This is a genomic window from Myxococcus llanfairpwllgwyngyllgogerychwyrndrobwllllantysiliogogogochensis (assembly GCF_006636215.1).
Lineage (GTDB): Bacteria > Myxococcota > Myxococcia > Myxococcales > Myxococcaceae > Myxococcus > Myxococcus llanfairpwllgwyngyllgogerychwyrndrobwllllantysiliogogogochensis.
In genome coordinates this window covers 1-10,167 of record NZ_VIFM01000351.1, presented here as the reverse complement: position 1 = coordinate 10,167, position 10,167 = coordinate 1, and the positions used below count along the sequence as shown (strand labels likewise).

Sequence of the window (10,167 nt, the reverse complement as noted above, 5' to 3'; positions counted from 1 at the left end):
AGGGTGGGTGGGCGGCGGCACCGGGTGACGGCGGTGACAGGGCCAGAGCGACTGGGAGGGGAATGGTGGTCCGAGTCTCCCTTCCAGCGTGACTACTACCGGGTGCACTTTGAGGGACTGGGCCCGGCGTGGGTGTTCCGAGACATGCGAGACGGCCGCTTCTATCTGCAGGGCTTGTTTGACTGAGGGATGGGCAATCAATTGCGGACATGCTGCAAGACCGGGTCGGCGCGAATTCCCTTCAGCCGAGCGGTTTCGATGCCTTGTTTGACGTCTTCGTGGATGAGCAAGAGGGTTGGGCGCTCATGGAGCCGGAACATCTTCAACCCCATCGTCTTCGTGGGGTCGATGACCAGCTTGATGAACTCACGTGCACCACGCTCGGACCGGGGGTCATATTCCGACTGTTCCATGTCGGCACAGTCGACCCTGCCGAGCACGTTCACGGCCTTGAACGCGGAAGTCGTCAGGCCCGTCCGTGGATCATGGATGACGGCATCGTAGACATCCAGGTTGTCCACGCCCGCAGCGCGCAGGACCTCGATGAGACGGTCCGACCAGACAGGAATGGACTCGTGATAGGAATCGAGCAGCTCGGTCCCGAACCTGGGGTTCAGTTGTACCTGGATTGGCGTGGCAATCGCTTTGGGGTGTCGCGCGCCGGAAATCCATGACGCGCGGGTGAGAGGAAGCTTCCAGATCTCCGAGTGCTGGAATCCAAGAGCGGAGTCCTCCAGCAGGTCGTTGAAGATGTAGTAGTTCGGGCCTGGCATCGACACGCTCATCGAGGGTGCATCGTCTCATGACGTTTCCTTGCTCGCACCCTCCGTCTCAGCGGGTCGGAACATCGCGGGAGGCGTGAGGCATGCACCCTCATGCTTCACCGGTTTGCCCATCCCCGCCCCTGGTGGTTATGCAGAGCGACCACCTTTTCCCCCAGGCCCCCATGCGCGTCTCCGCTCTCCTCCTGCTGTCCCTGCTTGTCACCGCATGCGCCGCGCCGCAGGTCCGTCCCGCGGGGGCCATCCGCAAGGTCGTCGTGGTCGTCGGCTCGCGGGTGGACTCACTGCCCTCGGCGTCCTACCGCGAGGACCTGATGGGCGAGGGCAACCCTCGCACCGTCCTCTCCGGTTCGACGGAAGCCGTCCTCCGAGAGCGGGGCTTCGAGGTCGCCGGGACGCGCATCTCCGCGGCGCCTTCGCCCTCCACGGATGAAGTCGTGTCCGTCATCCGTGAGAACGACGCGGAGGCCGCCGTCGTCGTCGTGCTGTCCTGGGTCGACGTCTCCGCCGTCCAGACCATGGGCCGCGCCGACGTGGTGCTGGAGGCCGGCGTCGTCTCTCCCGACGGCCAGCTGATCTGGCGCAAGGAGAGCCGCACCGTCGCCATGATTGGCCTGTACCAGTCGCAGACGGACTACAGTTCCTATCTGCGCAAGGCCGTCATCCAGGCCGTCAAGGAAGTGCCCTGAGCCTCCACGCCTTCAGGGCTTCGGCCGAGGGCTCGCCAGTCGCAGGTGCTCGTGCACCGTCTCCGCGCGCAGGTAGAGGAACTGCGCGTCGCCGAACGCCAGCGTGTCGCCGTCGTTGAGCGTCACCTGCGCCCGAAACCCCAGGGGCGCGCCGTTGATCCACGTGCCATTCATCGACTGCGCATCGCGCACGAGGAAGCCGCCCGTCGCCGCATTCCACCGCAGCGTGGCGTGGTGCTGGGAGACGGACGGGTCCGGCACTACCAGGTCACACTCCGAGCGGCCGACGGTGAGCTCCTCGCCATCCACCTTGGGGTTGAGGAAGTGCACCTCCAGGTTGTCGAAGTCGCGAAGCATGGCGAGCAGCCGCTCCGTCATGCGCGAGCGATGCGCCATGCCCACCGTGCGCGCCCCCGTCAGTTGCTGGGCGACGCTTCGGAACACCGGGTCCACGGGCTGCTGGATGAGCGCCACCGGGCCTGACGCGGCCCGGAAGGCTTCGAGCGAGGCTTCGGCGAAGGGTCGGAGCTGGTTCACGGACACCATGTCGCCCACCCTACGTCCAAGCAGGGGCCACGGGAAGCAGGGTGTCGAGCCCTCCTGGACGCTCGGCGAGGGAGTCCGTCACACCGTGAACGTGGCATCCCCCGGGAGGGCATGGGAGCGTGCGCCCTGCATGCGGGTACTCGTCACGGGAGCGGCGGGCTTCATCGGTCACCACGTCAGCGCGAGACTGCTGGCGCGAGGGGACACCGTCCTCGGCGTGGACAACCTGGACCCCTCCGGAGATGTGCCGCTCAAGCAGGCCCGCCTGGCCCGACTTCGCACCACCCCTGGCGCCGAGCACTTCACCTGTCATCCGGTCGACATCACCGATGCCGCCGCGCTCGCGAGAATCTTTCAGCAAGAGCGCCCCGAGCGGGTCGTGCATCTGGCGGCGAGGGTCGGCGTCCGGACGGCGAGCGCCTCCGCGCGGTCCTATCTGGACGCGAACGTGACGGGGTTCCTCCACGTCCTCGAGCAGGCGCATGCCACGCAGGTGGAGCACCTCGTCTACGCCTCCTCCAGCTCCGTGTACGGCGCTGACACGCCGCCCCCTTTCGCGGAGAGCGCCTCGGCCGACCACCCGCTGAATGTCTACTCCGCGACCAAACGCGCCGGAGAGCTGCTGGCCCACACGTACGGCCACCTGCACGCGCTGCCCACCAGCGGGCTGCGCTTCTTCACCGTGTACGGTCCCTGGGGGCGTCCGGACATGGCGCCGTTGCGCTTCCTTCGCGCCCTGCGCGAGGGGCGTCCCATCGACCTCTACGGCGAGGGCCGCATGCGGCGCGACTTCACCCACGTGGACGACGTGGCGGAGGCGGTGCTGTGCGTGCTGGACCGCCCGCCCTCCGGTACACCGCCGTATCGACTGCTCAACGTGGGCCGCGGCGAGCCCGTCTCGCTCCGCGACTTCGTGGCCGTCCTGGAGCGACACGTGGGGACGCGGGCCGTGCTGCGCCCACTGCCAGCCCAGCCAGGGGAGATGGATGGCACGTGGGCGGACCCCTCCGCGCTGGAGCGCGAGACGGGCTTCCGTCCTCGCGTCTCCGTGGAAGAGGGGCTCGCGCAACTGGAGGCGTGGGAGCGGGAGCACCCCCAGTTCAGGACGTGAGCCAGTCCCGCGACAGTCCACGGGGACGGGTCGCATCATCGCGCTGGAGTCGCGCTCCCGCCCGGCCTCACCCGGCCGTCACCTCCACCCGGCCATGCTCCACGCGCCAGGCCTCGGAGGTGCACGCGCGAGCGAACGCGGTGTCGTGCGTCACCAGCAGCAGCGCGCCGGGATACTCACGCAGGGCCGCCTCCAGTCGCTCGATGGAGGGCAGGTCCAGGTGATTGGTGGGCTCGTCGAGCACCAGCGCCCAGGCGTGCTGTCCCAGTCCCCGGGCGATGAGCAGCTTGCGCACCTCTCCCGGTGAAGGTTGCTCCGAGCCGAGCAGCCGCTCGGGGTCCACGCCGAGCGCGGCCACCAGGGACAGCACGCGCCCCTTCTCCTCGGGAGGCAGGGCGCGCACCTCGTCGAGCGTGGTCCGCGCCTCCTCCGCGCCCACGTCCTGCGGCAGATACAGCACGCGCTCCATGGGCACGCGAGCGCGCTCCAGCAGCGCGCGCACCAGGGTGCTCTTGCCCGCGCCGTTGGGACCCTCGATGCGCACGCGCGCCTCGCGGCCGACGGACAGATTCACGGGCCCCAGCAGCGGCACGTCCCCGGCGCGCAGCTCCGGCACGTCGAGGGTGAAGAGCCACGGGTTGGGCGAGCGCACGTAGTCGACGAAGACGGAGCGACCCACGGTCTTGTCCGCGGTGAACTCACCCACGGCCTCGGTGGCGCGCTCCAGCTCGCGACGCTGGATGCCCACGCGGCGGCCCGCGTGATTCTCCGCCCAGCCCGCCACGACGGACGCGCCCATGGAGCGCGCGTCGTTGTCGTTCTTGTCCTTCAGTCGCTTGCGTGTGCTCCGGGCCGCGTCGGCGGACTGTTGCTCGCGTCGGGCCTGGTCGAGCAGTCGCGCCGCGCGCCGCTGCTCCGCGCGGGCCTGTTGATAGACGCCCACCTCCGCCTCGCGCTCGGCCTCCCAGTGCTGCTTCGCCGCGGAGTAGGCCCCGGGCCACAGCCGCGCATCGCCGCCATGGACGCGCAGCGTGGCGGTGGTGAGCGTCTCCAGCAGCGGCCGGTCATGTGACACGACGACGCCCACGCCCTTGAAGCGCTTCAGCGCCGAGACGAGCCACGTCCGCGCCTCCGCGTCCAGGTGGTTGGTGGGCTCGTCGAGCAGCAGCACGTGCGGCTCGGCGGCCAGCGCCGCGCCCACCTGCCACCGCTTGCGCTCGCCCGGGGACAGCGTGGACCAGCGCTCCAGCGCGGAGACGTCCAGCCCCAGTTGCCCGTGCAGCCTGCGCGCGAGCGAGTCCCATGACTCGGCGAAGGAGGTGATGTCCGGCGTCAGCGCCTCCACTTCCTGGCGGCACAGCCGCAGGGTGGGCGAGGGGGGCTCGGACTGGATGTGCCCCTCGGTGGGCGCAAGCTCCCCCGAGAGGAGCCGGAGCAGGGTGGACTTGCCGGCGCCATTGGCGCCCACGAGCCCTGTCCAGCCGGACGCCAGATGGAAGTCGACTTCAGAGAGGACGGCGACAGCGTCGGAATAGGCGAACGACACGCGATGCGCGCGAAGGGAAGACATGAAGCGAACTCCTGAATCCAGGCGCGAGCCAGCCCAAGGGGCGGCCCTGCGCGGTGAGGCCAAAAGACCTGGGACTCAGCGGCTCAGCTTCAAGGGTACGTCGACCTCGCGTAGGGAGGGGGTGTCAGGCCCTCCGGTGGATGCGTGCGCCAAAATCTATGACGCGCGCCGGGGCGGAATGCAACCCCGTCTCGCTCGCCGGCCAGCCTGGACGGCGAGCAAGACGGATTCCGGACAGCGGTCTACTCGTCCTGCTCGGAGGGAGGACGGGGACGACGCGCCTGCGGAGCGCTGGCGCCGGTGAGGGTGGCGGGCTCCGCGATGACGTTGCTCCGGGCGATGCTCTGGGCGCTCAGGGAGGCGGCGGTGGGCGCGGGACGCGTCCCCGGGGCCTGGGGCGCGGGGCGTCTGGCCGCGTCCTCCTTGGCGAAGAAGACGTCCTTGATGACGGAGATGGCGCCCAGGGTGGCGGTGGCCTCGTAGGGGATGAACATCTTGTTGTCACCCTTGCCAATCTCCTGGAGGGTCTCCATGTAGCGCAGCGCGAGCACCTCCGGGGTGGCGTGGCCGCTGTGGATGGCCTCGAAGGTGAGGCGCGTGGCCTCGGCCTTGCCTTCGGCCTCCAGCATGGTGGCGCGCTTGTGGCCCTCGGCGCGGGCGACCTCCGCGTCACGCTCGCCCTCGGCCTGGAGGATGCGGGAGATCTTCTGGCCTTCGGCCTGGAGGATGGCGGCGGCCTTGTCGCCCTCGGCCTTCGTCACTTCGGCGCGGCGCTCACGCTCGGCGGTCATCTGCTTGGCCATGGCGGACTTGATGGCCTGGGGCGGCTCGATTTCGCGCAGCTCCACGCGCGTCACCTTCACGCCCCACTTCTCCGTGGCCTCGTCCAGCACCATGCGCAGCCGGGTGTTCACCGTCTCGCGGCTGGTGAGCGTCTGGTCCAACGTCAGGCTGCCCATGACGTTGCGCAGGTTCGTCATGGTGAGCTGTTCAATCGCCAGGGCCAGGTTCTCCACCTGGTACAGCGCCTTCGCGGCGTCGACGATCTGGTAGTAGATGACCGAGCCGACCTCCATGTTGACGTTGTCGTGGGTGATGACCTGCACCGTCTCGAAGCCCATGACCTGCTCGCGCAGGTCCACCATGGTGCTGCGCATGTAGCGGTTGCCCGTGCGCATCTCGATGGGGCGGGGGCTGTCGAGGAAAGGGATGAGGAGGTTGAGGCCGCTGGTGGCGACGCCATGGAACTTGCCCAGTCGCTCCACCACCATGACCTTGGCCTGGGGAACGATGCGGACGCAGGTGTACAGCACGAAGCCCGCGAGCCCCACGAGAGCGGCAAGGATTACAAAGGTCAGCGCGTCCATCAGACTTTCTCCTGTTTCTGTTCCGCCTCGGGAACCGACAACGTCGCCGAAGGGCGGCGCACCCAAAGCTTGAGTCCCTCGACCTGCTCCACGGTGACGAGCTCCCCCTGGGGGATGGCGCCGGACAGCGAGCGGGCCGTCCACAGCTCGCCGTTGATGCGCACCGTGCCCCCGTGGGGGCCTTCAATGGACTCCATCACCACCGCCTCCTGCCCCACCATGGCCTCGACGCCCGTCTTCAAGTGCGAAGCGTTCCGCATGAAAACGTTTTTGAACAGGGTGCGCGAGGCGGCGAACAGGCCGATGGAGACGGTGGCGAAGAGCGCCAGTTGGAGGAAGAAGGTCAGCCCGAGGCCCGCGGCGAGCGAGGAGACGAGCGCCCCCACCGCGAACCACACGAGCCCGAAGCCGGACAGCTTGATTTCCAGCCCACCGCAGGCGAGGGCGGCGACGATCCAGAGCTGCCAGGCGGCGGGGGTCAGGTCCATGAAGATCTCTTTGTCAGTCGGTTCCCCGTCCTGTCAAACGCGGGCGGGCGGGGACGAAAGGACTGAACGCCTTCATGGGGCCCCGTGAGGGGGCTCGGGCGCGCCTACTTCGTACGGAACAGCTCCCGCGTCTCGACGATGGGCTGCTGGCCGCCGATGGTCCGGGTGAAGAGCAGGCGCTGGGGGACGCCGCCGCTGTCGCAGTCCAGGGCGTCCAGGGCGAGGGTCTCCTTGAAGACGAGGGTGTGGCTCGTGGGCCTGGGCCGCGAGGTGGTCTTCTCGATGCCTCCGGTGCGGGGTTGCTCCTGGGGGCGGGTGGCGTAGGTCTTCGCGGGGCGCCGCGTCACGACGAACTCCACCTTGGCGGGCTCCCGGTCCAGGTTGAGCAGGTAGCTGCTGGTGTCCTTGTGGCTGGGGCCGACGGTGTCGGGGGTGAGGCTGTCGAACTGCACCAGCGTCTCCGCCTGGTAGGTGCCCCGCGCGTCGCGCTGGAAGCGGACCGTCAGCGTGTAGTTGTTCTTGAGCAGGGCGTCATTGGCCATGCGGGTCAACGGGTCCTTGAGCTGCTCATCGGTGAGCGGTGTCTGCCATTCCTTGAACACGCGGCCCTTGTAGGTGCCCAGATACAGCTCGCGATTCACCCCACAGGGGGCGCTCTTGCGCGAAGCGGCCTGCGTCTCGCCGACGAGCCCGAGTGCCGGGAAGAGCAGGGCGGACGCGAGGAACAGGGTGAAGGGAAGGGCGAAGCGGTTGAGGCCGTGCAGGGACATGAGTCCTCCTCGTCGAGAGGTGTCGTGGCGACATGGGCCGATGCCGTCCGTGGCAACGGGCGCCTTTCCGGGAGAGGGCGGCGCCGGGCGGACAGCGACGGTAGGCACCGGGGACTCGCGTGACAGTGATTCTCAGGAGTTGAGCGTTGCTGCGCGGACAGGGGGGCGAGGCTCGGAGATGACATGTCTGGGTTTGGACGAGGGGCTCGGCCCAAGGGCTGTCTGGAAACGTCGTGGCGCGGCGGCGGGTGGCGGACGGGAGGCGCCGGAGTCGCGGAACGAGGCCCTGGAGGCCCGAAGAGGACGTGGTGCGTCGGGGCGCGTGCGGCGTGCCTCAACCCGGCGAGTCTCTCGGCTGCTGAACGAAGATCCGACCTAGCGCCTGAACGGCCGGTCAGTGTCTTGATCGGGTGTGGACTACGCCGAGCTCGTCTGTCGCTCCAACTTCTCGTTTCTGCGCGGTGCCTCGCATCCGGAGGAGCTGGTGCTCACCGCCTCGCGGCTGGGGCTGAGCGCGCTGGCGTTGACGGACGCGGATGGGTTGTACGGGGCGGTGAAGGCCCACCTCGCGGCGAAGGAGCACGGCCTGCGGCTCATCCTCGGGGCCGAGCTGACGTTGGAGGACGGGCCTCCGGTGGTGGTGTACGCGGCGGACTCGGGGGGCTATTCGAACCTGTGCGCGCTGGTGTCGCGCAGTCGGATGACGCACCCCAAGGGGGAGGCGGGGTTGCCGTGGCGGGCGCTGGCGGAGCGCTCCAGCGGGCTGCTCGCGTTGTTGCCGGAGCCGGCGGCGCTGGAGCGGGTGGCGCCGTTGGCGGAGGCGTTCCCGGAGCGCTTCCATGTCGGGCTGTGCCGGACGTTGTCGGCGGGGGACTCGGCCCGGGAGGCGCGAGCGGAGGTGCTGGCGCGGGAGCTGGGGGTGCCGCTGGTGGTGCACAACGACGTGCACACGCACCACCGGAGACGTCAGCCGCTCCAGGACGTGCTGAGCGCGGTGCGGCACGGGACGACGGTGGACCAGGCGGGGACGCGGCTGTGGCCCAACGGGGAGCGGACGCTGAAGGGGCCCGGGGAGATGGCGCGGCTGTTCGCGGACCGGCCGGAGGCGCTGGCGCGGACGGTGGAGCTGGCGTCGCGGTGTCGGGCGTCGCTGGATGACCTGCGCTACCGCTTCCCGGAGGAGGACCTGCCAGGAGGGCGGACGGCGGACGAGCACCTGAGGGTGTTGACGTACGAGGGGCTCGGGGTGCGCTACCCGGCGGGTGTGCCGCCGGAGGTGGTGAAGCAGATAGAGCACGAGCTGCGACTCATCGCCGCGCTGGACTTCGCGGGTTACTTCCTCTCGCTGTGGGACATCGTCGGCTTCGCGCGGCGGCAGGGGATTCTGTGTCAGGGGCGAGGGAGCGCGGCGAACTCGGCGGTCTGCTACGCGCTGCAGATCACCGCCATCGACCCGGTGCGGATGGGCTTGTTGTTCGAGCGTTTCCTGAGCATGGCGCGCAAGGAGCCGCCGGACATCGACGTGGACTTCGAGCACGAGCGGCGCGAGGAGGTGCTCCAGTACGTGTATGAGAAGCACGGGCGCCACCGGGCGGGGATGGTGTGCGAGGTCATCTGCTATCGCGGGCGGCTGGCGCTGCGGGAGGCGGGGAAGGCGATGGGGTTGTCATTGGACCAGGTGGACCGGCTGTCGAAGGTCTCCGCGGCGCACGGGTTCGAGGTGACGCCGGAGGTCCTGCTGGAGGCGGGGCTGTCCGCGTTCGACCGGCGGGTGCAGCGGACGTTGTCCCTGGCGGCGGAGCTGGAGGGCTTTCCCAGACATCTGTCCATCCACGTGGGCGGGTTCGTGATGACGCGAGAGCCGCTGACGGAGCTGGTGCCGGTGGAGAACGCGGCCATGGCGGGGCGGACGGTCATCCAGTGGGAGAAGGATGACATCAACTCGATTGGACTGTTGAAGGTGGACCTGCTGGCGCTGGGGATGTTGACGGCGCTGTCGAAGTGCTTCGCGCTGATTCGAGAGCACCACGGGCGGGAGCTGTCGCTGGCGACGATTCCGGCGGAGGACCCGAAGGTCTACGACATGTTGTGCGAAGCGGACACGGTGGGGGTGTTCCAGATCGAGAGCCGGGCGCAGATGAACATGCTGCCAAGGCTGCGGCCGAGGACGTTCTACGACCTGGTGGTGGAGATTGCCCTCATCCGCCCGGGGCCGATTGTCGGGAAGATGGTGCACCCATTTCTTCGCAGGAGGAACGGCGAGGAGACGGTGATGTACCCGAGCGAGGCGGTGCGGGAGATATTGGGCAAGACGCTGGGGGTGCCGCTCTTCCAGGAGCAGGCGATGAAGCTGGCGATGGTGGCGGCGGGCTTCTCCGCGGAGGAGGCGGATGGGCTGCGGCGGGTGCTGAGCCACAAGCGCGCGGAGTCGATGCTGTTGCAGTACCGGGGACGCTTCGTGGAGGGGTGTCTGTCGCGAGGGTACTCGCGGGTGCAGGCGGAGGAGTGGTTCGACAACTTCCGGGGCTTCGCACACTACGGCTTTCCGGAGAGTCACTCGGCGAGCTTCGCGTTGATTGCGTATGCGTCCAGTTGGCTGAAGTGTCATTACCCGGCGGCCTTCACGACGGCGTTGCTGAACTCGCAGCCCATGGGCTTCTACGCGCCGCACACGCTGGTGGCGGATGTGCAGCGGCACGGCGTGGAGGTGCGGCCGGTGGACGTGCGGTGCTCGCGATGGGACTGCACGCTGGAGGACGGGGGGAAGGCGCTGCGGCTGGGGTTGCGGATGGTGAAGGGCTGTCTCTTATACACAGCTGACGCTGCCAACGATGGCATAGTTGT

9 protein-coding genes and 1 pseudogene are annotated in these 10,167 nt (G+C 68.8%); 4 read left to right on the top strand and 6 right to left on the bottom strand.

The window, feature by feature from the left end:
- Nucleotides 1–186 (top strand): annotated as a pseudogene (locus FJV41_RS44835) (Y-family DNA polymerase); the annotation flags it as partial.
- 11 nt (nucleotides 187–197) lie between these two features.
- Here the strand turns inward: FJV41_RS44835 and FJV41_RS44830 are convergent.
- Nucleotides 198–785 (bottom strand): imm11 family protein, encoded by a 588-nt coding sequence (locus FJV41_RS44830; RefSeq protein ID WP_141648777.1) that lies wholly within the window; start codon nucleotides 783–785, stop codon nucleotides 198–200.
- Between the two features lie 161 nt (nucleotides 786–946).
- Between FJV41_RS44830 and FJV41_RS44825 the strand changes: the two genes are divergently transcribed.
- Complete coding sequence (locus FJV41_RS44825; protein WP_141648776.1) at nucleotides 947–1,471, top strand: hypothetical protein; 525 nt, start codon at nucleotides 947–949, stop codon at nucleotides 1,469–1,471.
- Nucleotides 1,472–1,483: 12 nt separating this feature from the next.
- Here FJV41_RS44825 and FJV41_RS44820 read toward each other — a convergent pair whose 3' ends face one another.
- The gene (locus FJV41_RS44820; protein ID WP_141648775.1) at nucleotides 1,484–2,017 is read right to left on the bottom strand and encodes an FHA domain-containing protein; all 534 of its coding nucleotides are present in this window, start codon (nucleotides 2,015–2,017) and stop codon (nucleotides 1,484–1,486) included.
- Nucleotides 2,018–2,147: 130 nt separating this feature from the next.
- Between FJV41_RS44820 and FJV41_RS44815 the strand changes: the two genes are divergently transcribed.
- Entirely contained in the window at nucleotides 2,148–3,128 is a 981-nt protein-coding gene (locus FJV41_RS44815; RefSeq protein WP_141648774.1) for an NAD-dependent epimerase/dehydratase family protein, read from the top strand.
- A gap of 67 nt (nucleotides 3,129–3,195) precedes the next feature.
- On the opposite strand, the gene FJV41_RS44810 is transcribed toward FJV41_RS44815, so the two are convergent.
- From FJV41_RS44810 to FJV41_RS44795, 4 genes are all read right to left on the bottom strand, one after another.
- Nucleotides 3,196–4,698, bottom strand: coding sequence for an ATP-binding cassette domain-containing protein (locus tag FJV41_RS44810; protein ID WP_141648773.1), 1,503 nt, complete (start codon nucleotides 4,696–4,698; stop codon nucleotides 3,196–3,198).
- Nucleotides 4,699–4,940: 242 nt separating this feature from the next.
- Complete coding sequence (locus tag FJV41_RS44805) at nucleotides 4,941–6,065, bottom strand: SPFH domain-containing protein (RefSeq protein ID WP_141648772.1); 1,125 nt, start codon at nucleotides 6,063–6,065, stop codon at nucleotides 4,941–4,943.
- Entirely contained in the window at nucleotides 6,065–6,553 is a 489-nt protein-coding gene (locus tag FJV41_RS44800; RefSeq protein ID WP_141648771.1) for an NfeD family protein, read from the bottom strand. Before FJV41_RS44800 ends, FJV41_RS44805 begins: the two co-directional genes overlap by 1 nt.
- A gap of 104 nt (nucleotides 6,554–6,657) precedes the next feature.
- Complete coding sequence (locus tag FJV41_RS44795) at nucleotides 6,658–7,323, bottom strand: hypothetical protein (protein ID WP_141648770.1); 666 nt, start codon at nucleotides 7,321–7,323, stop codon at nucleotides 6,658–6,660.
- A gap of 412 nt (nucleotides 7,324–7,735) precedes the next feature.
- Between FJV41_RS44795 and FJV41_RS57005 the strand changes: the two genes are divergently transcribed.
- A partial coding sequence (locus tag FJV41_RS57005; protein WP_141648769.1) for an error-prone DNA polymerase occupies nucleotides 7,736–10,167 on the top strand: 2,432 nt, incomplete at its 3' end.

Bases quoted from the DNA above. Each gene is read 5' to 3' on its own strand.
- FJV41_RS44795 (WP_141648770.1), bottom strand. From the start codon at position 7,323: ATGTCCCTGCACGGCCTCAACCGCTTCGCCCTTCCCTTCACCCTGTTC.
- FJV41_RS44800 (WP_141648771.1), bottom strand. From the start codon at position 6,553: ATGGACCTGACCCCCGCCGCCTGGCAGCTCTGGATCGTCGCCGCCCTC.
- FJV41_RS44820 (WP_141648775.1), bottom strand. From the start codon at position 2,017: ATGGTGTCCGTGAACCAGCTCCGACCCTTCGCCGAAGCCTCGCTCGAA.
- FJV41_RS44815 (WP_141648774.1), top strand. From the start codon at position 2,148: ATGCGGGTACTCGTCACGGGAGCGGCGGGCTTCATCGGTCACCACGTC.
- FJV41_RS44810 (WP_141648773.1), bottom strand. From the start codon at position 4,698: ATGTCTTCCCTTCGCGCGCATCGCGTGTCGTTCGCCTATTCCGACGCT.
- FJV41_RS44805 (WP_141648772.1), bottom strand. From the start codon at position 6,065: ATGGACGCGCTGACCTTTGTAATCCTTGCCGCTCTCGTGGGGCTCGCG.
- FJV41_RS44830 (WP_141648777.1), bottom strand. From the start codon at position 785: ATGAGCGTGTCGATGCCAGGCCCGAACTACTACATCTTCAACGACCTG.
- FJV41_RS44825 (WP_141648776.1), top strand. From the start codon at position 947: ATGCGCGTCTCCGCTCTCCTCCTGCTGTCCCTGCTTGTCACCGCATGC.